The 24,195-nt window shown below is 67.0% G+C and carries 16 protein-coding genes and 2 pseudogenes; 9 read left to right on the top strand and 9 right to left on the bottom strand.

What is annotated here, in order from left to right:
* The first annotated feature begins 221 nt into the window (after positions 1 to 221).
* From ptsP to BGI51_RS01985, 4 genes are all read left to right on the top strand, one after another.
* Complete coding sequence (ptsP, locus tag BGI51_RS02000; protein ID WP_187980155.1) at positions 222 to 3,104, top strand: phosphoenolpyruvate--protein phosphotransferase; 2,883 nt, start codon at positions 222 to 224, stop codon at positions 3,102 to 3,104.
* Positions 3,101 to 4,069, top strand: coding sequence for a 1-phosphofructokinase (gene pfkB, locus BGI51_RS01995; RefSeq protein WP_187980154.1), 969 nt, complete (start codon positions 3,101 to 3,103; stop codon positions 4,067 to 4,069). The genes ptsP and pfkB overlap by 4 nt, the downstream gene beginning before the upstream one ends.
* The gene (locus BGI51_RS01990) at positions 4,066 to 5,823 is read left to right on the top strand and encodes a PTS fructose-like transporter subunit IIB (RefSeq protein ID WP_187980153.1); all 1,758 of its coding nucleotides are present in this window, start codon (positions 4,066 to 4,068) and stop codon (positions 5,821 to 5,823) included. Before pfkB ends, BGI51_RS01990 begins: the two co-directional genes overlap by 4 nt.
* Before the next feature lie 73 nt (positions 5,824 to 5,896).
* Positions 5,897 to 7,252, top strand: coding sequence for a chloride channel protein (locus BGI51_RS01985; RefSeq protein WP_187980152.1), 1,356 nt, complete (start codon positions 5,897 to 5,899; stop codon positions 7,250 to 7,252).
* 145 nt (positions 7,253 to 7,397) lie between these two features.
* On the opposite strand, the pseudogene BGI51_RS01980 reads toward BGI51_RS01985, so the two are convergent.
* Positions 7,398 to 8,143: pseudogene (locus tag BGI51_RS01980) on the bottom strand (SDR family oxidoreductase).
* A gap of 316 nt (positions 8,144 to 8,459) precedes the next feature.
* Between BGI51_RS01980 and BGI51_RS01975 the strand changes: the two are divergent.
* From BGI51_RS01975 to BGI51_RS01960, 4 genes and pseudogenes are all read left to right on the top strand, one after another.
* A pseudogene (locus tag BGI51_RS01975) lies at positions 8,460 to 10,900 on the top strand (glycogen/starch/alpha-glucan phosphorylase).
* A gap of 262 nt (positions 10,901 to 11,162) precedes the next feature.
* A complete protein-coding gene (gene glgX, locus BGI51_RS01970; RefSeq protein WP_187980151.1) occupies positions 11,163 to 13,259 on the top strand; it encodes a glycogen debranching protein GlgX in 2,097 nt (698 codons plus the stop codon).
* 164 nt (positions 13,260 to 13,423) lie between these two features.
* Complete coding sequence (locus tag BGI51_RS01965) at positions 13,424 to 14,434, top strand: class 1 fructose-bisphosphatase (protein WP_058792208.1); 1,011 nt, start codon at positions 13,424 to 13,426, stop codon at positions 14,432 to 14,434.
* 169 nt (positions 14,435 to 14,603) lie between these two features.
* On the top strand, positions 14,604 to 15,209 hold the full coding sequence (locus tag BGI51_RS01960; protein ID WP_187980150.1) for an outer membrane protein: 606 nt from the start codon (positions 14,604 to 14,606) through the stop codon (positions 15,207 to 15,209).
* 33 nt (positions 15,210 to 15,242) lie between these two features.
* Here BGI51_RS01960 and copD read toward each other — a convergent pair whose 3' ends face one another.
* The 8 genes from copD to BGI51_RS01920 form a co-directional block, all read right to left on the bottom strand.
* On the bottom strand, positions 15,243 to 16,139 hold the full coding sequence (gene copD, locus BGI51_RS01955; RefSeq protein ID WP_187980149.1) for a copper homeostasis membrane protein CopD: 897 nt from the start codon (positions 16,137 to 16,139) through the stop codon (positions 15,243 to 15,245).
* 2 nt (positions 16,140 to 16,141) lie between these two features.
* Entirely contained in the window at positions 16,142 to 16,513 is a 372-nt protein-coding gene (gene copC / locus BGI51_RS01950) for a copper homeostasis periplasmic binding protein CopC (RefSeq protein ID WP_133862510.1), read from the bottom strand.
* Between the two features lie 33 nt (positions 16,514 to 16,546).
* Entirely contained in the window at positions 16,547 to 18,337 is a 1,791-nt protein-coding gene (locus tag BGI51_RS01945; protein WP_187980148.1) for a SulP family inorganic anion transporter, read from the bottom strand.
* Positions 18,338 to 18,546: 209 nt separating this feature from the next.
* Positions 18,547 to 19,758, bottom strand: a complete 1,212-nt coding sequence (locus BGI51_RS01940; protein ID WP_187981250.1) for an ammonium transporter — start codon at positions 19,756 to 19,758, stop codon at positions 18,547 to 18,549.
* A gap of 195 nt (positions 19,759 to 19,953) precedes the next feature.
* Positions 19,954 to 20,538, bottom strand: coding sequence for an IMPACT family protein (locus BGI51_RS01935; protein WP_187980147.1), 585 nt, complete (start codon positions 20,536 to 20,538; stop codon positions 19,954 to 19,956).
* On the bottom strand, positions 20,535 to 21,191 hold the full coding sequence (locus BGI51_RS01930; RefSeq protein WP_187980146.1) for a TetR/AcrR family transcriptional regulator: 657 nt from the start codon (positions 21,189 to 21,191) through the stop codon (positions 20,535 to 20,537). The genes BGI51_RS01935 and BGI51_RS01930 overlap by 4 nt, the downstream gene beginning before the upstream one ends.
* Before the next feature lie 70 nt (positions 21,192 to 21,261).
* The gene (locus BGI51_RS01925; protein WP_187980145.1) at positions 21,262 to 22,638 is read right to left on the bottom strand and encodes a uracil-xanthine permease family protein; all 1,377 of its coding nucleotides are present in this window, start codon (positions 22,636 to 22,638) and stop codon (positions 21,262 to 21,264) included.
* A gap of 69 nt (positions 22,639 to 22,707) precedes the next feature.
* Positions 22,708 to 23,505 (bottom strand): outer membrane protein OmpK, encoded by a 798-nt coding sequence (locus tag BGI51_RS01920; RefSeq protein WP_187980144.1) that lies wholly within the window; start codon positions 23,503 to 23,505, stop codon positions 22,708 to 22,710.
* A 270-nt stretch (positions 23,506 to 23,775) separates the two neighbouring features.
* On the opposite strand from BGI51_RS01920, the gene BGI51_RS01915 reads away from it, so the two are divergent.
* On the top strand, positions 23,776 to 24,153 hold the full coding sequence (locus BGI51_RS01915) for a hypothetical protein (protein ID WP_017640656.1): 378 nt from the start codon (positions 23,776 to 23,778) through the stop codon (positions 24,151 to 24,153).
* The last annotated feature ends 42 nt before the right edge of the window (positions 24,154 to 24,195 follow it).

The raw sequence follows: 24,195 nt of genomic DNA, 5'->3' as shown, positions 1-24,195 counted from the left end.
ATTGTGTGTTGTGCTTCAAGGATCGGCGATTATCGAGTAACGTTCCAGTCCCATTGGGTGAAACGTTTCAGCTTTCTGTTGTCCGAGGGCTGGCACGAATCTGCCAAGGGCCCTGCCACGCCGCTCCCGACGCGATTGCAGGGCTGAGCGAGCCGGCAAGCATCTATTACAAGAAAGGCACGGCGCCAGGATCAGGCGCGCGGCGCCGGAGGTATCCTTCCATGTTCGAACTCAATGCCCAGCATATCCGCATGGCCCAGCAGGCGCCGGACAAGGCGACCGCACTGGCCATGCTCGCCGAGTCCCTGGTGACCGACGGTCTGGTCGCCCCGGGTTATCTCGAAGGGCTCAAGGCCCGCGAGGCCCAGGGCTCCACCTACCTCGGCCAGGGTATCGCCATTCCCCATGGTACGCCTCAGACCCGCGACCAGGTGTTCGTCACCGGCGTGCGGATGATGCAATTCCCGCACGGGGTGGACTGGGGTGACGGTCAACTGACCTACCTGGCCATCGCCATCGCCGCCAAATCCGACGAACACCTGCGCATCCTGCAGCTGCTCACCCGGGCCCTCGGTGAAAGCGACCTGCAACAGGCCCTGCGCGAGGCCCGCGAACCCCAGCAGATCCTCGACCTGCTGCAGGGCGCGCCCCAGGCGCTGGCGCTGGACGAAGAACTGGTGCAACTGGCCATCGATGCCGAGGACCTGGAAGACCTGGCCTGGCAGGGTGCGCGCATGCTCAAGCACATGGAATGCGTGGGGGCCGGCTTCGCCGGTGCCCTGCAGGCCAGCCAGCCGCTGCCGCTGGGCGACGGCCTCTGGTGGCTGAACAGCGAGACTGCGGTCAAGCGCCCCGGCCTGGCCTTCGTCACCCCGCTGCAGACCCTGCAGGTGCAGGAGCAGCCGGTGCGCGGCCTGTTCTGCCTGGCCAGCCTGGGCGAGGGCCATCGTGCCCTGCTCGAACGCCTCTGCGATCTGCTCGTCGCCGGCCGTGGCCAGGAGCTGGCGCAGGCCACCTCCCGCCGCGCCGTGCTCGAAGCCCTGGGCGGCGAAGTCGCCCCGGACTGGCCCAGTGCCCAGGTGGTGCTGGCCAACGCCCATGGCCTGCATGCCCGTCCGGCCAAGGAGCTGGCGCGGCTGGCCAAGGCCTATGACGGCGAGATCCGCGTGCGCGTCGATAACGGCGCCCCGGTCTCGGCCAAGAGCCTGTCGCGGCTGCTGGCGCTGGGGGCCCGTCGCGGCCAGACCCTGGAATTCCTCGTCGAGCCTGGCACCCCGGCCGAGGCCGCGCTCAACGATCTGATCGGCGCTGTGCAGGCCGGTCTCGGTGAGGAAGTGGAATTGGTCACCGCCAGCGCACCGGCCCCGGCCGGCGCCGCCCGGGTCACCGCCATCAGCCTGGTGGACCCGTCCGAACAACTGCCGCTGGCCCCGGGCGATCGCGCCCAGGCCGTGGCCGCCGCCCCCGGCCTGGCCGTGGGCCCGGCCCATGTGGTGGCACCCCAGCACTTCGACTATCCCGCTACCGGCGCAGGCGCCGCCGCCGAACGCCAGCGCCTGGATGCGGCCCTGGCCGCGGTACGCGCGGATATCGAGGCGCTGATTGCGCGCAGCGAGGCCAGCGCTCTACGCGAGATCTTCCTGACCCACCTGGAGATGCTGGAAGACCCGGATCTGCAGCAGGGCATCGCCGCCCGCCTCAAGGCCAACGCCAGCGCTGCGGCCGCCTGGGACGCCCAGATCGAGGAAGCCGCCAGCCAGCAGGAAGCCCTGCAGGACAAACTGCTCGCCGAGCGCGCCGCCGACCTGCGCGACGTCGGCCGGCGGGTACTGGCCCAGCTGTGCGGCGTCGAATCCGCCCGCGAGCCTGAAGAACCCTATGTGCTGGTGATGGACGAGGTCGGCCCGGGCGATGTGGCGCGGCTGGACCGCGAGCGCGTCTGCGGCATCCTCACCGCCCGTGGCGGCGCCAGCTCCCACAGCGCCATCGTCGCCCGCGCCCTGGGCATTCCGGCCATCGTCGGCGCCGGTCGCCGCGTGCTGGACCTGGCGCCGCGCAGCGTGCTGCTGCTGGATGGCGACAAGGGCACCCTGGAAATCGCCCCGGATGCCCGTCGCATCGAGGCCGTGCAGCGTGAGCGCGAGGTCCAGGCCGAGCGTCGCCGCGCCGCCGAAGCGCGCCGTTTCGAAAGCGCCACCACCCGTGACGGCCACCACGTCGAGATCGCCGTGAACCTGGGCGATACCGCCCAGGCCGCCGCCGCGGTGGAGCAGGGCGCCGAAGCCGTCGGCCTGCTGCGGACCGAACTGGTGTTCATGAGCCACGACAGCGCGCCCGACGAGGCCACCCAGGAAGCGGAATACCGCCGCGCCCTCGATGGCCTGGCCGGCAAGCCGCTGGTGGTGCGTACCCTGGACGTCGGTGGCGACAAGCCGCTGCCCTATCTGCCGCTGCCACCGGAAGAGAACCCCTTCCTCGGCATCCGCGGCATCCGCCTGACCCTGCGCCGTCCGGAACTGCTGGAAACCCAGTTGCGTGCCCTGCTCAAGGCCGCCGACGGCCGGCCGCTGCGGATCATGTTCCCCATGATCGGCCGGGTCGAGGAATGGCGCCAGGCGCGTGACATCCTCGACCGCCTGCGCCAGGAGATCCCCACCACCGACCTGCAGGTCGGCATCATGATCGAGGTGCCCTCGGCCGCGCTGCTGGCGCCGGTGCTGGCTCCGGAAGTGGACTTCTTCAGCGTCGGTACCAATGACCTGACGCAATACACCCTGGCCATCGATCGCGGCCACCCGCTGCTGTCCGGCGAGGCCGATGGCCTGCACCCCAGCGTGCTGCGCCTGATCGACATGACGGTGCGCGCCGCCCATGCCCACGGCAAGTGGGTGGGCGTCTGCGGCGAGCTGGCGGCCGATCCCCTGGCGGTGCCGGTACTGGTCGGCCTGGGCGTGGACGAGCTGTCGGTCTCGGCCCGCAGCGTGCCGCTGGTCAAGGCCCGGGTGCGCGAACTGGAGCTGCGCCTGGTGCAGTCCTGCGCCGCCCGCGCCCTGGAACTGGCCACTGCCGCGGAAGTGCGGCAGAGCGTGGAGGCCCTGCGATGAGCCGTATCCTCACCCTGACCCTTAATCCGGCGCTGGACCTCACCGTCCAGTTGCCGGAGCTCAAGCCCGGCGCGGTGAATCGCAGCGAGGCGATGATCGTCCATGCCGCCGGCAAGGGCATCAACGTCGCCCAGGTGCTGGCCGATCTCGGCCACGACCTGACGGTGAGCGGCTTTCTCGGTGCTGACAACGCCACCGCCTTCGAGGCCCTGTTCGCCCGCCGCGGCTTCACCGATGCCTTCGTCCGGGTCGCCGGCGAAACCCGCAGCAATCTCAAGCTGGCCGAGGCCGCTGGGCGCATCACCGACATCAACGGACCCGGCCCGGAGGTGTCCGCCGCCGCCCAGCAGGAATTGCTCGAAACCCTCGATCGCCTGGCCCCTGGCCACGACGCCGTGGTGGTGGCCGGCAGCCTGCCGCGCGGGGTGACCCCCGAGTGGCTGGCCGCGCTGGTCGGTCGGCTCAAGTCGCTGGGCCTGCCGGTGGCCCTGGACACCAGTGGCGCCGCCCTGCGCGCCGCCCTGGCCGCCGGTCCCTGGCTGATCAAGCCCAATACCGAAGAATTGGCCGAAGCCTGTGGTGCACCCGCCGAGACCACCACCGAGCAGACGCTGCTGGTCGAGCAACTGCGCGCCCTCGGCATCGAGCATCTGGTGATCTCCCAGGGCGCCGACGGCGTGCGCTGGTACGGTCAGCAGACCCTGGAGGCGCAGCCGCCCAAGGTCACCGTGGCGAGCACCGTCGGGGCGGGGGATTCCCTGCTGGCCGGCATGCTGCACGGTCTGCTCACCGGCCAGTCGCCGGAACGCACCCTGACTACGGCCACCGCCATCGCGGCCCTGGCGGTCACCCAGATCGGCTTCGGCATCAACGATTCCGCGCAACTCGCCACCTTCGAAGACCAGGTGCGGGTACGCGTCCTTCCCGACTTTCCGCTAGAACAAGAATCAGGGGTAAACCCATGAACATCGCCATCGTCACGACCTGCCCGACCGGCATGGTCACCAGCGTGCTCAGCGCGCGCCTGCTGGACGCCGCCGCCCAGCGCCGTGGCTGGACCACCAGCGTCGAGATCCACGACGGCCCCGAGGCCACCCTGCTGACCGACGACCAGGTGGCGCGCGCCGAACTGGTGGTGGTGGTCCATACCGGAGCGGTCGACCTGTCCCGCTTCGTCGGCAAGCGTGTCTACCGCGCCGCTCCGGCCGAAGCCCTGCGCGACGTCGATGCCTTCCTGCAGCGCGCCGCCAGCGAAGCCAAGGTGCTGGAACAGGCCCCGGCGGCCAGCGGCGCTGCGCCAAGCGTACCGGCCAGTGCCAGCGAGACGCCACGGCTGGTGGCCATCACCGCCTGCCCGACCGGTGTCGCTCACACCTTCATGGCGGCCGAGGCCCTGCAGAACGCGGCCAAGAAGCTCGGTTATCGCCTGCACCTGGAAACCCAGGGCTCGGTAGGGGCGCGCAATCCGCTGCCGGCCGAGGCCATTCGCGATGCCGACGTGGTGCTGCTGGCCACCGACATCGAGGTCAATGTCGAGCGCTTCGCCGGCAAGCGCGTCTATCGCTGCGGCACCGGCGTCGCCCTCAAGCAACCCGAGGCGACGATCAAGAAGGCGCTGGCCGAGGGCGAAACCCTGGCCGGTAGCGCCGTGCCAGCGGCGGGCGAGGGCGCCAAACCCGCCAAGAAGGAAGGCGCGGGCGTCTACAAGCACCTGCTCACCGGGGTGTCCTACATGCTGCCGATGGTGGTGGCGGGCGGTCTGCTGATCGCCCTGTCCTTCGTCTTCGGCATCGAGGCCTTCAAGGAGCAGGGCACCCTGGCCGCGGCCCTGATGCAGATCGGCGGCGAATCGGCGTTCAAGCTGATGGTCCCGGTGCTGGCCGGCTACATCGCCTATTCCATCGCCGACCGTCCGGGTCTCGCGCCCGGCATGATCGGTGGCTGGCTGGCCGCCAGTCTGGGCAGCGGCTTCATCGGCGGCATCATCGCCGGCTTCCTGGCGGGCTACGTGGCCAAGGCCATCGCCCAGCACGTCAAGCTGCCGGCCAGCGTCGAGGCGCTCAAGCCGATCCTGATCATCCCGCTGTTCGCCAGCCTCATCGTCGGCCTGGTGATGATCTATCTGGTCGGCACTCCGGTGGCCGGCGCCCTCAGTCGACTCACCGACTTCCTCAACAATCTCGGCACCAGCAATGCCGTGCTGCTCGGCCTGATCCTCGGCGCCATGATGTGCATCGACTTTGGCGGCCCGATCAACAAGGCCGCCTACGCCTTCACCGTCGGCCTGCTGGCGTCCAAGACCTACGGACCCATGGCCGCCACCATGGCGGCCGGCATGGTGCCGCCCATCGGCATGGGCATCGCCACCCTGCTGGCGCGGCACAAGTTCGCCCAGAGCGAGCGCGAGGCCGGCAAGGCGGCCTCGGTGCTGGGGCTGTGCTTCATCTCCGAGGGGGCGATTCCCTTCGCCGCCAAGGATCCGCTGCGGGTGATCCCGGCCAGCGTCATCGGCGGCGCCCTGACCGGCGCCCTGGTGATGCTGTTCAACTGCAAGCTGATGGCGCCCCACGGTGGCCTCTTCGTGCTGCTGATCCCCAACGCCATCAGCCACGCCTGGCTGTACCTGGGCGCCATCGCCGCCGGCAGTCTGGTGACCGGGGTCATCTACGCGGTGCTCAAGCGCAACGAAGCCGCCACCGAGCTGGTCCCCGCGGCCTGATCCGGACCCTGACGATACCGCTGTAACAAGAGGTTACACTGGGAGGCTCTCGCTTCCTGGTGTCCTCTTCTCCATGTCCGATCCCGTCTTTCCCGATACCGATCCCGGAGTCGCCGCCCGGCGTCGGCTGCATCTGCTGCGCCATCGCCGGCGCCGTCGGCTGCGCGAGTGGCGCCAGCGCATCGCCTTCTGGGTCGGCGCGGTGCTGGTAGGGCTGGCCGGTCTGGCCTTCGCCTGGCTGGCCGATGCCTCCTTCGGCCTCTTCCAGAAAATGCTACGGCACAGTGCGATCTGGCCCTGGCTGGTGACGCCGCTCGGCTTCGCCGGACTGGTCTGGTTGACGCAAGGCGTGTTGCGCGATGCCCGTGGCAGCGGCATTCCCCAGGTCATCGCCACCCTCGAAAGACCCGAAGCGGATCTGCGTGCCCGGCTGCTGGCGCCACCCATCGCCCTGGCCAAGCTGCTGCTCACCGCCGGCGCCCTGCTGGTGGGCGGCTCGGTGGGCCGCGAAGGACCTACGGTACACGTGGGCGCCGCGCTGCTCTATGGCTTCGGCAAGCGCCTCGGCCTGCATGGCCGCCGCACCCTGTCCGGACTCATCCTCGCCGGCGGTGCCGCCGGGATCGCCGCCGCCTTCAACACGCCCCTGGGCGGGGTGGTCTTCGCCATCGAGGAACTGACCCACACCTTCGAGCAGCGCTTCAGCGGCCTGGTGCTGACCGCCGTGCTGCTCGGCGGCATCGTCACCCTGGGCATCGTCGGCCCCTACAGCTATCTCGGCGCCTTGGATCTGCACCTGACCTGGGGCCTGGGCTGGATCGGCGTGGCAGTGATCGGCGTCGTCGGCGGACTGCTGGGCGGTTGCTACGGCCGCCTGGTGCTGCCCACCGACCGGGGCTGGCTGGGGCGCCTGAACGCCCTGCGCGGGCGGCGTCCGGTGGCTTTCGCCGCCGGCTGCGGACTGGTGCTGGCGGCGCTGGGGTTGCTTTCCGGCCAGCATGTGTTCGGCACCGGCTATGCCGAGACCCATGCCATCCTGGCCGGCGAGCCGGTGACCGGGGGCGACTTCCTGCTGTGGAAATTCCTCGCCAATGTCGTCTCCTACCTGGCCGGGGTGCCAGGTGGCCTGTTCTCGCCCTCGCTGGCGGTGGGGGCGGCGCTGGGCCCCTGGCTGGTCGACTGGCTGCCGGGCATCAGCCTGCCGCAATGCGCCCTGTTGGGCCTGGCCGCCTACCTTGCCGGCGTCACCCGTACCCCGCTGACCGCCACCGTCATCACCCTGGAGCTGGCCCACAGCCCGGACATGGCGCTGCCGGTGCTGGCGGCCTGTCTGCTGGCCGCCGCCGTCTCCGGTTGGCTGATGCCGGTGCCGCTCTACCATGCGCTGTCGCAGCAGGTGCTCAATGCCCTCACGCCCCGGCGCGACTAGACTCTGTACGAAAAATGCCTGCGCTTGGTGATGCTTCGTTGAAAAACACTTCGGAATGCTCATTTACCACTCGTAAACTCCGCTTCCTCAGCGTTTTTCGCCTCGCCTGACCGTCGCTCGGCGATTGTTCGTACAGAGCCCGGCCCTAGCGTCCACCGCCGATATCCAGCAGGGCGCCGGTGGTGTAGGAGGCTTCGTCCGACAGCAGCCAGAGAATGCCGGCGGCGATTTCCTCGGCGTCACCCGCACGCCCCAATGGTGTGGTCACGCCCAGGCGCTCGGCACGCCCCGGCTGGCCACCGCTGGCATGGATGTCGGTGAGGGTCACGCCCGGTCGCACCGCGTTGACCCTTACCCCGTGCGGACCGAGTTCCTTGGCCAGGCCGAGGGTCAGGGTGTCCAGCGCCGCCTTGCTGGCGGCGTAGTCGACGTATTCGTTGGGGGAGCCCAGGCGGGCGGCGATGGAGGAGACATTGACGATGGCCCCCCGCGGCCGCCGCGTTCCCGCGACAGGTGACGGGCCGCTTCGCGCGCGCAGAGAAAGGCGCCATAGACGTTGACCTCGAACATCCGTCGCAGGCGCTCTGCGCTCATGTCCACCAATGGCTGGGAATGGTCGACGATCCCGGCATTGTTGACGAAGCCGTCCAGCCCGCCGAAGCGCGCCACCGTGCGCTCGAACAGCGCCAGCACCTGGGCCTCGTCGGCCACGTCGCCGCGCAGTGCCAGGCCTTCCACGCCCAGACCCTCGATCTCGGCCAGGGTGGCCCGGGCCGCGGCCTCGTCCTGGCGATAGTTGAAGGCGACATTCCAGCCGCGGCGAGCGGCGCCAAGGGCCGTGGCGCGGCCGATACCGCGACTTGCACCGGTGATGAGCAGGGTCTTGCGCATGATGAAAACCTCGGGCTAGAGAGCGGAGAGGGGAGACGGCTAACCGTCTGATGTGTCGAAAAAAGCTTGGACGTGCCCGACGTTTCGCCTAAAAGTAGGGTGAACGGCACGCGCCGCATTATCCGCGGCCACTTCGCGATCTGATTCCCAGGCTTGTCTGAAAGGTCACCGAGTGAAGGTGAGACAAGGCAAAAATCAGCGAGGAAGCGCAGTTTACGAGCGGTAAATGAGCATTCTGAGTTGATTTTCAACGCAGCATCACCGATGCGCAGGTACTTTTCAGACAAAGCTCAAGCGCTTGTAGAGGTCAATCCTGATGACAAGACCCCGCTTCATCTCGCCCAACGAAGTTTCCGCGCTCCGTACCAACATCCTCTCCAAGCTCACCTACGCGGTCGGCAAGGACCCCGACAACGCCCTCGACCACGACTGGTTCCAGGCCACCGCCCTGGCCGCCCGTGACTACATCGTCGACCGCTGGATGAGTCGCACGCGCGACGCCTATCGCACCGGCCAGAAGCGGGTCTACTACCTTTCACTGGAATTCCTCATCGGTCGCTTGCTGATCGACAGCCTGTCCAACCTCGGCATCCTCGAAGAGACCCGCCGTGCCCTGGCCGACCTCGGCGTCGACCTGGAGCGCATCCGCGGGCTGGAGCCGGACGCCGCCCTGGGTAACGGCGGTCTCGGCCGGCTGGCCGCCTGCTTCATGGAAAGCATGGCCACCCTGGGCATCGCCAGCCATGGCTATGGCATCCGTTACGAGCATGGTTTGTTCCGCCAGGTGATCGCCGATGGCTTCCAGCTGGAGCAGCCGGAGAACTGGCTGGATTTCGGCAACCCCTGGGAGTTCGAACGGGCCGAGGTGGTGTACGAGATCGGTTTCGGCGGTCACGTCGCGCCCTACGGCGAAGGCGATCCGCGCCGCCAGGTGTGGACGCCCGGCGAACGCATCCGTGCGGTGGCCTATGACACCCCGGTGATCGGCTGGGGCGGGGAGGGCGCCAACACCCTGAGACTCTGGCGCGCCCGACCGCTGGAGATCCTCCACCTGGAAACCTTCAACGCCGGCGACCATGTCGGCGCCGTGGCCAACGAGGCGCGCGCCGAGAGCATCTCGCGGGTGCTCTATCCGGCCGACAGCAGCGAAGCCGGCCAGGAACTGCGCCTGCGCCAGGAGTACTTCTTCGTCGCCGCCTCGCTGGCCGACCTGACCCGCCGTCATCTCAAGCAGCACAACGACTTGCTCAGCCTGCCCGAGCACGTGTCCATCCAGCTCAACGACACCCACCCGGCCATTGCCGTGGCCGAGCTGATGCGGCTGCTGGTGGACGTCCACGGCATTCCCTGGGACGCCGCCTGGAGCACCACCGTCGGCACCCTCAGCTACACCAACCACACCCTGCTGCCCGAGGCGCTGGAGACCTGGCCGGTGCAGCTGATGGAGCGCCTGCTGCCGCGGCACATGCAGATCATCTACCTGATCAATGCGCAGTTCCTCGACTCCCTGCGCGCCCGCGGCGAGACCGATGGCGCCATGATCTCCTATGTCTCCCTGATCGACGAAAGCCAGGGTCGCCGGGTGCGCATGGGCAACCTGGCCTTCCTCGGCTCGCACAGCACCAATGGCGTGTCGGGACTGCACACCGACCTGATGCGCAAGACGGTCTTCCGCTCGCTGCACCGACTCTATCCGGATCGCATCAACAACAAGACCAACGGCATCACCTTCCGCCGCTGGTTGCACCAGGCCAATCCGGCGCTCACCGACCTGCTGGTGGATACCCTGGGCCAGGGCGTGCTGCACGATCCGGAAAAGACCCTGCCGCAGCTCAAGCCCTATGCCAACGACAGCAACTTCCGCGAGCGCTTCGCCCTGCAGCGTCAACGCAACAAGGACACCTTCACCAGCCTGGTGAAACAGCGGATGGAGATCGATCTCGACCCCGCCGCGCTTTTCGACGTCCAGATCAAGCGCATCCACGAGTACAAGCGGCAGCTGATGAACCTGCTGCAGACCATCGCGCTGTATCAGGCCATCCGCGACAACCCCAACGGCGACTGGACGCCGCGGGTCAAGATCTTCGCCGGCAAGGCCGCCGCCAGCTATCACCAGGCCAAGCTGATCATCAAGCTGGCCAATGATGTGGCCAAGGTGGTCAACAACGATCCCCTGACCCGCGACCTGCTCAAGGTTGTCTTCCTGCCCAACTACAACGTCAGCCTGGCCGAGGTCATCATTCCGGCGGCGGACCTGTCCGAGCAGATCTCCACCGCCGGCATGGAAGCCTCGGGCACCAGCAACATGAAGTTCGGCCTCAATGGCGCCCTCACCATCGGCACCCTGGACGGCGCCAATGTGGAGATGTGCGAGCTGATCGGTGAGGAGCACATGTTCATCTTCGGCCTCAAGGCGGCCGAGGTGGAGGAGCGCCAGCGCAGCGGCGGCATCTCCTCGGACATCATCGAGAATTCGCCACGCCTGGCCCAGGTCCTGGCGGGTCTGCGCGGTGGCCAGTTCTCCCCGAGGATCCGGCTCGCTACAACAGCCTGCTCGACGTGCTTACCTGGCACGACCGCTTCCTGGTCTGCGCCGACTTCGATGCCTACTGGGACGCCCAGCGCCAGGTTGAAATGCGCTGGCAGCAGCCGGACAAATGGTGGCAATCGGCGGTGATCAACACCTCCAGCATGGGCTGGTTCTCCTCCGACCGCACCATCCGCGAATACGCCACGGAGATCTGGAAGGCGCTGTAGTCGTTATAGGGTCTATCGCGGCCATGGCGGTCCGCCGCTGCGGCCGCTCCTACAGGCCATCCGTAGGAGCGGCCCATGGCCGCGATAAGGGCCACGACAGAGCCGGCGCCCAGGCAGGATGTGCTGGGCTTCGCTACGCTCAACCCAGCCTACGGCGGCTGGCCATGGCCACGATCAGCCACTCCCCGACTGAGAACCCCTGCCTTCCACGACGTCTACATCCTTGCAGTATCCGCCCCGCAAGCCCGTCACCGGAGTCCCCATGCCCCGTACCTTCACCCGCCTCGAAGCGGGCAATCCCGCCCATTACGGTGCCACCGTCGTCGACGGCGGGATCAACTTCGCCGTCTGGTCGCCGGCCGCCGAAGCGGTCGAACTCTGCCTCTATGACGCCAAGGGTGAGGCCGAGACCCAGCGCCTGGCCTTTCGCGAGCACGAGGGCGGCGTCTGGCACGGTTTTCTGCCCGGCGCCAAGCCGGGGCTGAGATATGGGTTGCGCGCCCGAGGCGCCTATCGTCCCCGGGACGGTCTCAGATTCAATGCCAACAAACTGCTGGTGGACCCCTGGGCCCTGGCTGTGGACCGGCCGTTCCAGCTGCACCCCAGCACCTATGGCTTCCACCCCGAAGACCCCAACCGCCCGGACGAGCGCGACAGCGGCGCCCATGTCCCGAAGGCCATCGTCCTGCCTTCGCTCGACGCCCTGACGCCCGCACCCAAGCGTCGCGACGCCGGGCTGATCTACGAGCTGCACGTCCGCGGTCAGACCCGGCTGCATCCCAAGGTTCCGACCCGTCAGCGTGGGACCCTGGCGGCGTTGCGGCATCCTGCGCTGATCGAGCATTGGCAGCGTCTCGGCGTCACCACCCTGGAACTGCTGCCCATCGCCGCCTGGGCCGACGACCGTCACCTGCCGGCCCTGGGGCTGGCCAATTACTGGGGCTACAACCCGGTGGTCATGGCCGCCGTCGATCCTCGCCTGGCCGGGCGCGATGCCCTGAGCGAATTGCGCGAGACCGTGGCCACCCTGCAGGCGGCCGGCTTCGAGGTGCTGCTCGACGTGGTCTTCAACCATACCGGCGAAGGGGATGAACTGGGCCCGACCTTCAACCTCCGTGGCCTGGACAACGCCGGCTACTACCGCCTGCAGCCAGACGATCCGGCCCGCTATATCAACGACATGGGTTGCGGCAACTGCCTGGCACTCTACAGCCCGCCGGCGCTGCGCCTGACCCTGGACAGCCTGCGCCACTGGGTCACCGCCGCCGGCGTCGACGGCTTCCGCTTCGACCTGGCACCGGCGCTGGGTCGCCTGGAAAGCGGTTTCGATCGTGACGCACCACTGCTCCAGGCGCTGGCCCAGGATCCGGTCCTGCGCCAGGTGCGACTGGTGGCCGAGCCCTGGGACATCGGCCCCGGTGGTCATCAGGTCGGTGCCTTCCGCGCGCCCTGGCAGGAGTGGAACGACGCCTTTCGTGATGACGTCCGCCGTTTCTGGCGCGGCGACGAAGGCCTGCGCGGTGCCCTGGCGACCCGTCTGGCCGGCAGTGCCGATCTGTTCGGCACGGGCGATCGCCCATTGCGCACCAGCGTCAACTTCATCACCGCCCACGACGGCTTCACCCTGGCCGACCTGGTCAGCTACGCCGAAAAGCACAACGACGCCAACGGCGAAGACAATCGCGACGGCACCACCGACAACAAGAGCTGGAACAACGGCGCGGAGGGCCCGAGCGACGATCCCGCCATCCAAGAGGCCCGTGCCGCCGATCAGCGCGCCCTGCTGGCGACCCTGATCCTCGCCGGGGGTGAACCCATGCTCACCGCTGGCGACGAATTCGGTCGTACCCAGCAGGGCAACAACAACGCCTACGTGCAGGACAACGAACTGTCCTGGCTGGATTGGCGGCAGGCCGCCAGCCCCGCCGGGCAACGGCAGAGCGCCTTCGTCGGTCGCCTCATGGCGCTACGCCAGGAATTGCCGGCCTTGCAGGCACAGCGGCTGCTGGGCCGCCCCGATTCCCGTGGTTGGGTGAGGATCGAATGGCTCGATGCCGATGGCGTGTCGATGGATGACGGTCGCTGGCAAGCCGGGGGCCGCTTGCCGCTTGCGCTCACCCTGGAATCCCTCGATGGCGAGGATCAGCCCGAGGCGGCGCGAATCTGGCTGGCCTTCCAGCCACGTCGGGAGGAGATCGAGCTGCGTCTGCCCCAGTCACGTGACGGACATCACTGGGTGATACAGCTGGACAGTCGCCGGCCTGAACTGGAACCCGGCTCGGCAGTCTATCCCAGCGCCGAAAACCTCCGTGTTGGCCGAGGCGTACTGCTGGCCGTGGAGACCCCGGACGCGCCCTAGGCGCCCGTTCCCGGTCGGCCGTCAGCGCTGATCGCTTTCTCACCTGGTCGAGGAAGCGGCAAATCGGCACTGGCTGGCAGACCCGGCCTGTCGGTCCGCTCTGCTTGAGACGGAGCTTGAGCTTTGGCGCTACACTCGCGCCCATCATTACAAGGAGCACCGCGATGTCCCGGATATCCCTCAGTCGTTACCTCATCGAGCAGACCCGCAGCCACAAGACCCCGGCCGACCTGCGCTTCCTCATCGAAGTCGTGGCCCGGGCGTGCAAGCGCATCAGCTACGAGGTGTCCAAGGGGGCGCTGGGTGGCGTGCTCGGCAGCATGGGCACCGAGAACGTCCAGGGCGAGGTGCAGAAGAAGCTGGACGTGCTGTCCAACGAGATCCTGCTGGAAGCCAACGAGTGGGGCGGCACCCTGGCCGGCATGGCCTCCGAGGAAATGGACCAGGTTCACCAGATCCCCGGTCACTACCCCAAGGGCGCCTACCTGCTGATGTTCGACCCGCTGGACGGCTCGTCCAACATCGACGTCAACGTTTCCGTCGGCACCATCTTCTCCATCCTGCGCAAGGACTTCGTCAGCAGCACCACCGGTGATGTGACCGAAGAAGCCTTCATGCAAAAGGGTACCGAGCAGGTCGCTGCCGGCTACGCCATCTACGGTCCCCAGACCATGCTGGTGCTGACCCTGGGCGACGGCGTCAAGGGCTTCACCCTGGATCGCGAGCTGGGCAGCTTCGTCCTGACCCACGAAGACATCACCATTCCCGAGTCCACCGCCGAATTCGCCATCAACATGTCCAACCAGCGTCACTGGGAAGCCCCGGTCAAGCGCTACGTGGACGAGCTGCTGGCCGGTAAGGAAGGCCCCCTGGGCAAGAACTACAACATGCGCTGGATCGCCTCCATGGTGGCCGACGTCCATCGCATCCTTACTCGCGGCGGCATCTTCATGTACCCCCGCGATGCCCGTGAACCCGAGAAGCCCGGCAAGCTGCGCCTGATGTACGAGGCCAACCCCATGTCCATGCTGGTCGAGCAGGCCGGTGGTGCCGCCACCAACGGTCACCAGCGCATCCTCGACGTCCAGCCCGATGGCCTGCACCAGCGGGTAGCGGTGTTCCTGGGCTCCAAGGAAGAAGTGCAACGCGTGACCGAGTACCACCGTCAGCGTTGATCGCCTTCAAGCCGGACCGCCTGCAACGGGCGGTCCGGTTCACTCCTCGCGTCGTGCCTCAGCGTTCAGCTCCGATTCAGTCCCCTTAATCCGCCGCTAATCCGCCGCCGCCGAAGATGGCCGCGCAGCCGGTCGGGCTGTATTCGCATCGTGTGAGGAGCCTTTCACCATGAACGCCCTGAAATCCCGTGTCGTCCTCTTCGGCCTGCTGGCCCTGGCCAGTCATCAGGTCTTTGCCGCCGATACCCAGAACTTCGCCGGCCTCACCTATGGCAAGAGCTACGACAACTTCAGCAACAGCCACGCCCTCGACCGCAACCTGAACAGCCCCGATACCGATGGTGCCATCGATGGCAGCAACACCTGGGGGCTGCGCCTCGGTCAGCAGAACGACACCGGTCGCTACTATGCCACCCTCGACCAGGCCAGCGGCAGCAGCGCTGGCCTCGGGCTCAAGCAGCAGGACCTGACCGGCAGCTACGATGCCTTCTATCCCCTGGGCAGCAATACCAAGCTGTTCGGTGGCGGGACCCTGGGCGTCGCCCGGGTCACCCAGGATGGTTCCAGTTTCGGCCACGACAGCGACCTCGGCTATGTGGCCGGGGTCCAGGCCGGCATCCTGCAGCAGGTCAACGAGCGCACCTCCCTGGAAGCCGGCTATCGCTACCTGCGCAGCAATGCCAAGCCCGATATCGACCAGGACGGCGCCAAGCTCGGCTCGAGCCAGCTCGACAGCAGCAAGGAAATCTACCTGGGCATGAACGTCTATTTCTGAGGCGTGCCGGGGCGCCAGCGGGCGCCCCGACTTTCAGCTGAAGGGATCCAGCCCCGCGAAGACCGCCACCAGCGTGACGGCGACCACCCCCAGGGCGATCTCCAGGGCCGTGGCCCGGCGCAGCAGCTGCCATGCCTGCGGCCCCTGTCCCAATCGCGGCACCAGCAGATAACGATTGGCCAGGGCCAGGACGACCATCGTCGCCACCACCAGTACCTTGGCCAGCAGCAGAGCGGAGTAGGGCGTCAGCCGCAGCAGGCCGTCCGGCCCCAGGATCAGCAGGCTGTTGAGCGCGCCGCTGAGCAAGGCCAGCGCCACGCAGATCTGCCCGGGCAGCGAGTAGCCGCGCAGCAAGTGCTGGACGTCATCCCTCAGGTCCGGGGGCGGCTGCCCCAGGCACAGCAGCACCCCGGGCAGACTGCCCAGCCAGAGCCCCGTGGTGAGCAGATGCAGGGCCTGGTTCAGCTGGTGCGCCAGGCCTAACCCGGCCGCCGTCGCGGCGGCATGGCCACCCAGGGCCAGACTGGCCAGCAGCAGGCCGCTGAATCCCCATAGCCACCGACTGCCGTGAATCCCGGGTCCCACCAGCAGCCACAACGCCAGCAGCAGACCCAGTGGCAATTGCCAGCGCCAGCCATGGCCGGCCTCGGTGGCCAGATACAGCTGCCACAGCGGCAGGTTGAAGGCATCCGTCCAGCCCTCGCCCACCAGCGCGGCCTGCAGCGGCAACTGGCTCGATATCCCGAGCAGCAGCAGCGCGCCCAGCAGGCGGGCCGAGAGGCGGGCGCGTGCCAGTAGCCAGAGCCGCAAGCCGGGGCGACCCAAGCAGAGCGCCAGGGCCAGATAGCCCCAGGTCAGCAGCAGCGGCAGCAGCAGCAGGGTACGGGCGACGGGGCGCCAGGCATCGGGCGTCGCCAGTCCGCCGTCCATCCTTACTGGACGGTGAAGCGGTAATCGCCCTGGGTCTTGTGCCCGTCCTTGGCCAGTACGCGCCACTTCACCTGGTAGCGACCCGGTTCCAGCGGCGCATCCAGCGGCACGTCCAGGGTGCGCTCGTCGCGCCCGGAAATGACCTTGCCGGTAGTGATCGCCGTGCTGGCCTGGCCATCCTGACGTTGCAACAGCACCTGACTGAGAGACGCCTCGATCCCTTCGGAAAAGCTCAGACTCAATTGCTTCGGTGCCGCGCTGGTGCTGTCGGGGGCGGGCTCGGCGCTTTTGAGATGACCATGGGCCAGGGCCAGGCCGGGCAACAGCAGGGCGGTCAGGGCGAGGCGGCGAGCGAGACGCAGGGCAGCGGTCATGGAAATCTCCGGCGGCAGAAGGAAACCGCCAGCTTAGCAGTCCGTCCGGGTGGCGTCCGCGCCTGGCGCCCGCTCCGCCGCGCGCGCCGCGCATTCGACGAAGGTGCGCGCGGTGCAGGTGCGGCAGACCTCCGGGTCCAGCCGCGGATAGATGCTGCGCAGGGCCTGATCCTTGGACGAGAAGACGTGGCCATCGCCCAGCTCCTTGAGAAACCCGGTCTTGGCGAACAGCTGCAGGACCGGCGTGCGGGGACGATGGAAATAGAGATCACCGCCCTGGGCCCGGCGCTCGCGCCACTCCCGCCGCCACAGGTCGTTACCCGCCAGGTCGATGAAATTCATGCTCTTGGTCATGAACAGGGCGTGCTTCTGGCCAGGCTGGGCACGGCGAAAGCCATCCAGCTGATCGCCGACATGGGGTACGGCGCCAAAGAACACCGAGCCTTCCACCCGCACCAGCTTGAGTTGCGGACACTCCTGCGCCGGCTGGCCCAGTTCGTCCAATGGGGTGAAGCGACGCTCGGGGGTACGGGGATCCGGCACCAGCGGGCGGATGGCGGGGTGCGAGGTGCGATAGAGATAGGCCACCAGGGACACCAGCGTGCCTAGCAGCACGGCGCGGTCCAGGGGAATGGTCAGGGTCGCCAGGAAGGTCACCCCGGCCACCAGGGCCTCGGTGCGGCTGACCCTCAGCACCTCGCGCCAGCGCCCCAGGTCCAGCAGGCCGCGCGCCACCAGCAGCAGGGTGGCGGCGATGGCCGCCAGTGGAATGGCGGCGATCAGGGCACCCCCGAAGGCCACCAGCGCCACCACCAGCAGGGCGGCGAACACTGCCGCCAGCGGCGTACGGGCCCCGGCTTCGAAATTGGGCATGGAGCGATTCAGCGAGCCGCAGGAGACATAGGCCGAGAAGCAGCCGCCGACCAGATTGGCCAGGCCCTGGCCGCGGAATTCGCGATTGACGTCCAGCCGCTGCCCGGAGCGCTGGGCCACCGCCTTGGCGATCGACAGCGACTGCCCCAGGGCCACCAGCGTCAGGGCCACGGCGATCCCGGAGAGATTGCCCAGGTCCTGCAGGGTGACGTCGGGCAGATGGAAGGGCGGCAGCGCCGAGGGGATCCGTCCGACCGTGGCGATCCCATGGGCCGCGCCCGGCACGCTGCGCTCCAGGATCCAGGCGCTCAGGCAACCGGCCAGCAGGCCCAGCAGCATGGTCGGCCAGCGCGGGCGCAGCCGGCGCAGCAGCAGGGTGGCGACCAGGGTCACCACACCGATGACCAGCGACGGCCAGTGGATCGCCAGCGGATGGGCGAGCACATAGCCGAGGACGCCGAAGGCCGAGGTGCCCAGTGGCGGCGACAACCCGAACAGGTCCTTGAGCGAATAGAGCCCGATCAGCACGGCCGCACCACTCATGAAGCCGAGCAGCACCGAAGGCGAGATGAAGTTGGCCACGGCGCCCAGGCGCAGGGCGCCCACCGTCAGTTGCAACAGACCGACCAGCAGGGTCACCGCCAGGGCCAGGTCGATGTAGGGGCCGGAGCCCGCCAGCGCTAGCGGCGACAGCGCTGCCAGCAGGGCCAGGGAGTTGGCATTGGTCGGACCGGTCACCACATGGCGACTGGAACCCGCCAGGGCGGCGACGATGCAGGGCACCACGGCGCCATAGACGCCATATTGCGGAGGCAGTCCGGCCAGGGTGGCGAAGGCCACGCCCTGGGGCAGCGCCAGGACCGCGCCCAGCAGACCCGCACCCAGGTCCGCCTTCAGGGTGGTGCGGTCCACCTCGCGGAGCCAGGGCAGCAGGGTCGAGAGGGCGGGCATGGGGCACTCCTGGAAAAAGGATCGCCCACTCTACCGATTACTGTTACTGGCCGGCTACCGGCTGCCCGCCATCCACGGTTGCCGCCACGACACCGCATGTGCTCATTTCTTCACCAGTCGCCGCCAGACCGGTCTCCGTGGCGTTCTCGTGACTTCATGCACGGGTTATCCACATTACTGTACACGCTGGCTGTGGGTAACCTGGGCCACTAGCCATCGTGGCTGTTGGCGGCGATGCGATGGATCGACAGATCGGCGCCCTGGTATTCCTCTTCCTGACTCAGCCGCAAGCCCAGCACGGCCTTGAGCAGCCCGTAGACGGCCAGTCCACCGAGCAGGGCGATCGCGATACCCAGGGCCGTGCCGGCCAGCTGCGCCAGCAGGCTTACCCCGCCCAGGCCACCCAGCACCGTCTGGCCGAACAGACCGCAGGCGATACCACCCCAGGCGCCGCAGAGGCCGTGCAATGGCCAGACGCCCAGCACATCGTCCAGCTTCCAGCGCGTCTGCACCGCGGTAAAGGCCCAGACGAACAGGGCGCCCGCCACCAGGCCTGTAGTCAGCGCGGCGATGGGATGCATCAGGTCGGAGCCGGCGCAGACGGCGACCAGTCCCGCCAGGGGACCGTTGTGCAGGAAGCCGGGATCGTTGCGCCCGAGCAGCAGGGCAGCCGCCGTCCCGCCGACCATGGCCATCAGCGAATTCAGCGCCACCAGTCCGCTGACACCCGCCAGGCTCTGGGCGCTCATGACGTTGAAGCCGAACCAGCCGACGATCAGGATCCAGGAGCCCAGCGCCAGGAAGGGAATGTTCGACGGCGGAAAGGCCACCAACCGGCCTTCGCGATAGCGACCCTGACGCGGCCCCAGCAGCATCACCGCCGCCAGGGCCAGCCAGCCACCCACCGCGTGCACCACCACCGAGCCGGCGAAGTCGTGAAAGCGCGCCCCGAACAGCGCTTCGAAGCTGTCCTGCAGCCCCAGGTTGTTGTTCCACATCAGGCCTTCGAAACAGGGATAGACGAAGGCCACGATCAGCGCCGTAGCGCACAGCTGCGGCACGAAGCGCGCCCGCTCGGCGATACCGCCGGAGATGATCGCCGGAATGGCCGCGGCGAAGGTCGCCAGGAAAAAGAACTTCACCAGTCCGTAGCCGCTGTCGGCGGTCAGCACCTGGGCCGGCGCGAAAAAGGTCACGCCATAGGCGATCCAGTAGCCGACGAAGAAGTACACCAGGGTGGAAATGGCGAAGTCGGCGAGGATCTTGGACAGGGCATTCACCTGGTTCTTGTGCCGCACGGTGCCGGCTTCGAGAAAGGCGAAGCCGGCGTGCATGGCCAGCACCATCACGGCGCCGAGCAGGAGAAAGAGGGTATTGGCACTGTGGACCAGGGTCGCCACGGCGGAAGGCAATTCGTTCATCAGGGCAGTCATCTGAAAGGGTTGCACCAAAAACATGCCTGACGGCCGCTTGATGCGCACTTTTGGGGCGGGCTGCGGCTCTTGGCAGGTTCAGTCTTGCCGCCAGACAAGACACAACCCGGGTAGAGCGCAGGAATGCGCCAGGGCGGTGCAAGTCGGAAAGGCATGCACCACTAGACAGCAAAGGTCGTGCCGCTAAAGCGAGCGCAGAACGATCCGACCACTGCTCAGATTGGTCAGCAAGGTCGCCACCTCGTCGCGACGCTGCGGTTCCACGGCGATCCGCAGGGTGATCTCCAGCGCCTGGTAGTCCTCTTCGAGCAGCACCACCGCCAGGGCGGCCAGGCGCGCCTTGATCAGCGGCCACTCCGCATAGGTACAGGCGAAGCCGTAGTCCTGCCGCACCACCAGCGGCTGCCTGTCCGCCTGCTGCAGGCAGCGGGCAGCGCAACCGCCATAGGCGCGCACCAGTCCGCCGGTACCCAGCTTGATGCCGCCATACCAGCGGACGACCACCACCACCACCTGGTCGCAATCCTGCCCCTCGATGGCGGCGAGGATGGGCCGGCCCGCGGTGCCGCCTGGCTCGCCGTCGTCATTGAAGCGGTATTGGTTGCCAAGCTTCCACGCCCAGCAGTTGTGGGTCGCGGTCGGTACGCTCACGCGCTCGATAAAGGTCATGGCCGCTTCCACCGTGGAAACGGGCGCGGCGAGGGCCAGAAAACGACTCTTGCGCACCTCTTCTTCAAAGGCGGCATCCCGGATCAGGGTGAAGGTCATGGCGCCTGGAGGCCCAGTCCCTTGAGGATGACATGGGTCAGGGTCCGCGCCGCTTCGTCGAAATCCTGCCGCGTCAGGCGGCTGCGTCCCGTCACCTGGCAGATCTGGCTGGCGAAGTCGGCATAGTGCTGGGTACTGCTCCACAGCAGAAAGATCAGGTGGACCGGATCCACCGGATCCATCTTGCCGGCCGCGATCCAGGCCTCGAACACCGCCGCCCGGCTGCGAAACCAGGTCTGGTAGTCCTGATCGAAATACTCGTACAGGCAGTGACCACCACCGATGATCTCCATGGCGAAGATCCGCGAGGCCAGCGGCTGGCGCCGCGAGAATTCCAGCTTGGCGCGGATGTAGCGGCTGAGGGCCTCGGCGGGGTCGTCTTCCACGGTCAGGTGGTTGAAGGTGCTGTCCCAGAGTTCGAGGATGTTGCCCAGCACCGCCATATAGAGGCCGAGCTTGTTGTTGAAGTAGTAGTGGAGATTGGCCTTGGGCAACCCGACGCGCTGGGCGATGGTGTTCATGCTGGTGCCCTTGAAGCCATGGCGGGCGAATTCTTCCTCCGCCGCGCTCAGGATCGACTCCTCATTCTTCTGCCGGATGCGTCCGGCCGGCTTGTCCTGGCCGGCGTGATGGGCGGGTACGAGAAGGGTCATGACAACGATAGGATCCAAAGGCGCGGCAGGCATCAATAGCGTACCCCCGGTCCCGGACACAAGGGCTCTTTTATGGGTGTGGCGCCGGCGAGCGGCATTCCGTCAGCGCTGCGCTGCGCTCTTCGGGCAGCAGCAGGTTAAGCAGGATGGCGGTGATGCCGCCGCTGGTGATCGCGGTGTCGAAGAGACTCTTCACCAGTGGCGGCAACTGATCCAGCAGTGTCGGCTGGCTGGCGATACCCAGGCCCACGCCAAGGGAAGTGGCGATGATCAGCAGGCTGCGACGATCCAGCGTGCACTGTGCCAGCAACCGTATTCCGGCCGCAGCGACACTGCCGAACAGCACCAGGGTCGCACCGCCCAGCACCGGTTTGGGAATCTGCTGCAGGACGGCGCCCAGGATGGGGAACAGACCCAGCACCAGCAGGATGGCGCCTATCCAGTAGCCGACATGGCGGCTGGCCACGCCGGTCAGCTGGATCACCCCGTTGTTCTGCGCGAAGGTGGTGCTGGGAAAGGTATTGAAGGTGGCCGCGAGCAGGCAGGCGACACCGTCGCCCAGGACCCCGCCCCGCAACCGCCGCAGATAGCCGGGACCTTCGATGGGTTGCCGCGAAATCAGGCAATTGGCGGTCAGGTCGCCGGTGGTCTCCAGGGTACTGATCAGATAGATCAGCGTGACCGGCAAAAAGGCCGACCAGTCGAAGGCGAAGCCGAAACGAAAGGGGAGGGGGACGCTGATCAGGGGCAGATCCGGCAGCGCCTGGGGTTTCAGCAGGCCACAGCTCCAGGCGACCAGGGAGCCCACCAGCAATCCGATCATCACCGCCGACAGCCGCACCCAGGGTCGCCGTGACAGATTCAGGCCAATGATAACCACCAGGACCAGGCCGCCGAGAGCCAGGTTGATCGGTGCGCCGAAGTTGGCGGCCTTTGCGCCCCCGCCGAGATCGGTGATGCCCACCCTGATCAGGCTGATGCCGATCAGGGTGATGACGATGCCGGTCACCAGTGGTGTGATCACTCGGCGCAACAGGCCCAGGCAGCGACTCAGGCCGATCTGGACGAAGGCGCCAAAGAAGCAGACGCCAAAGATCATCGCCAGGATGTCCTCCGGTGTCCCGCCGCGTTGCTTGACCAGCATCCCGGCTGCCAGCACCGCGGACAGAAAGGAGAAACTGGTGCCCTGCAGGCAGATCATGCCCGCCCCCAGCCCACCGGCACCGCGGGCCTGCAGAAAGGTGCCGACGCCCGACACCATCAGCCCCATGCTGATCAGATAGGGCAGGTGCTCGTGCAGACCCAGGGCCCCGGCAATGATCAGCGGTGGAGTAACGATCCCCACGAAGCTCGCCAGGACATGCTGCAGGGCAGCGCAAAAGGCAGCGAGCGGGGCCGGACGCTCGTCCAGGCCATAGAGCAGATCATCGGGGACGGGACTGGGCATGATGATTACCTCGCAGTGGCGCGGCGGGCCGGGACGGCGGCTACAGCGCCAAAAGTGGGTCTGGCCGGACTAGAACTGATACTTCACCAGGAAGCTGAAAACGCTCTGGTCGGTACGGAATCCCTCGCTGTCCTTAATGCCGTACTTGTCCGACCAGTAGTCGTACTCGGTACCCACATAAAGGTGCTTGGCCTCGTACCCCATGGCCTTGCCCAGGTCGTACTTGACCTGTGGATTGAAGTGCAGGTTGGCGTGGTAGCTACCCTTGTTGTTCATCACCCAGTCCAGATAGCCATCGATGAGCAGATCCGAATTGCCCAGGGGCAGGGTGTAGGCCCATACCGGCGTAAGCTGCCAGGCACCCGAGGGCGCATTGCCGCCATCCGGCTTGCGGTAGTAGAGGTTTAGCTGGAAGTAGTCGAAGCCCGGCACCTTGAGGTCGAAACCCGGACCGACCAGGTAGTTGCGCTGATCACGGCCGGCGCCCTCGCCATCGTTCTGGTCGTATTCCAGTGTGGTGGCGAGCAGCACATCGGTGATCGGGCCAAAGGAAAGATCCCGGCCGGACAGCTTGCCAAAGGACAGTCTTGGACTGAGTTCGCCGTAGAAGCCCTGATGGCCGTCGCTGGCATTGGTCGCGCCGTTGAACCAGATGCTGTCGACGAAGAGGAAGAGATCGCCCCACGTCCAGCTGCTGGCATGCTCGAAGGTGACGGTCTGCTGGATACGGGGATCGACCCGGAAATCCTTGCCATATAGATAGGTGAGGCTTTCACCATGCCACAGCAGTGGACTGTCTGCGGCGTTGGCGATACCGGCTGCGAGTAGGCTGGTGGTCAGCAGCGCGGTGTTTAGGGTCTTGCGCATGTAGGCTCCTGGAAGTGCTTTCTCGTTGTGTGTTGCGTCCGCCGTGCTCAGCAAAATCGACGCCAAACCCAAGCGGGCGGAGGAAAATAGTTATTTTTCAACGCCTTGTATAAGGCTTCCGGGAAATTTCAGCTGTTGGGCGCGGCACCAAACCTGACCACTTGCTCAGTTTTCGTGCCCTGAAGCGGCGCCTGACGCGGCTCTGCTGCGAAACAGCGCGCGGGGGCCTGCGCAGTGCTAAGGTGCTTGGCGACCCTGCAGGAGATAGACATGAAGTTGCTTATCGGTGTGCTGACGGCCTTGCTCTGCAGCTCTTTCGCCTCGGCTCAGGTCCCCCAGGGCGGGACGGGGCAGCCGGGCATCCTCATGATCACCCGCGGCGACGCCTATTCCGGATCAGGATGCGATATAGGTCTGGTGATCCAGGGGCGACTGGCCGGTACCCTCATGGCGGGCCAGAGTGCTTCCTTCAATCTGCCGCCTGGCGAAATCGCCGTGAGTCTTACCTCTTCCGGTCCGGGTGGTTGCGCAGCACCCATGGCGAGCAGCATCTCCCAGTCCATTCTCCTGACGCCTGGCGAGATCAAGCAGTACCGGATCATCGCGACCGAAGCGGGTTATCGCCTGGCGCCCATACCGCTTTATTGAAGTTTCTTGAAATAACCTGTTGACCTGTCCTGAAACTCCCCT

Source organism: Pseudomonas oryzihabitans (genome assembly GCF_014522265.1).
Taxonomy (GTDB): domain Bacteria; phylum Pseudomonadota; class Gammaproteobacteria; order Pseudomonadales; family Pseudomonadaceae; genus Chryseomonas; species Chryseomonas aestiva.
The sequence above is the reverse complement of the archived record's forward strand: the minus strand, read 5'-3'. Positions and strand labels throughout refer to the sequence as shown.

Excerpts from the sequence above, each read along its gene's own strand:
- BGI51_RS01990 (WP_187980153.1), top strand. The coding sequence starts at position 4,066 with ATGAACATCGCCATCGTCACGACCTGCCCGACCGGCATGGTCACCAGC.
- BGI51_RS01915 (WP_017640656.1), top strand. The coding sequence starts at position 23,776 with ATGAAGTTGCTTATCGGTGTGCTGACGGCCTTGCTCTGCAGCTCTTTC.
- copC (WP_133862510.1), bottom strand. The coding sequence starts at position 16,513 with ATGACCGCTGCCCTGCGTCTCGCTCGCCGCCTCGCCCTGACCGCCCTG.
- copD (WP_187980149.1), bottom strand. The coding sequence starts at position 16,139 with ATGGACGGCGGACTGGCGACGCCCGATGCCTGGCGCCCCGTCGCCCGT.
- glgX (WP_187980151.1), top strand. The coding sequence starts at position 11,163 with ATGCCCCGTACCTTCACCCGCCTCGAAGCGGGCAATCCCGCCCATTAC.
- BGI51_RS01930 (WP_187980146.1), bottom strand. The coding sequence starts at position 21,191 with ATGACCCTTCTCGTACCCGCCCATCACGCCGGCCAGGACAAGCCGGCC.
- BGI51_RS01935 (WP_187980147.1), bottom strand. The coding sequence starts at position 20,538 with ATGACCTTCACCCTGATCCGGGATGCCGCCTTTGAAGAAGAGGTGCGC.
- ptsP (WP_187980155.1), top strand. The coding sequence starts at position 222 with ATGTTCGAACTCAATGCCCAGCATATCCGCATGGCCCAGCAGGCGCCG.
- BGI51_RS01965 (WP_058792208.1), top strand. The coding sequence starts at position 13,424 with ATGTCCCGGATATCCCTCAGTCGTTACCTCATCGAGCAGACCCGCAGC.
- BGI51_RS01985 (WP_187980152.1), top strand. The coding sequence starts at position 5,897 with ATGTCCGATCCCGTCTTTCCCGATACCGATCCCGGAGTCGCCGCCCGG.
- BGI51_RS01925 (WP_187980145.1), bottom strand. The coding sequence starts at position 22,638 with ATGCCCAGTCCCGTCCCCGATGATCTGCTCTATGGCCTGGACGAGCGT.
- BGI51_RS01960 (WP_187980150.1), top strand. The coding sequence starts at position 14,604 with ATGAACGCCCTGAAATCCCGTGTCGTCCTCTTCGGCCTGCTGGCCCTG.
- BGI51_RS01920 (WP_187980144.1), bottom strand. The coding sequence starts at position 23,505 with ATGCGCAAGACCCTAAACACCGCGCTGCTGACCACCAGCCTACTCGCA.
- pfkB (WP_187980154.1), top strand. The coding sequence starts at position 3,101 with ATGAGCCGTATCCTCACCCTGACCCTTAATCCGGCGCTGGACCTCACC.
- BGI51_RS01940 (WP_187981250.1), bottom strand. The coding sequence starts at position 19,758 with ATGAACGAATTGCCTTCCGCCGTGGCGACCCTGGTCCACAGTGCCAAT.
- BGI51_RS01945 (WP_187980148.1), bottom strand. The coding sequence starts at position 18,337 with ATGCCCGCCCTCTCGACCCTGCTGCCCTGGCTCCGCGAGGTGGACCGC.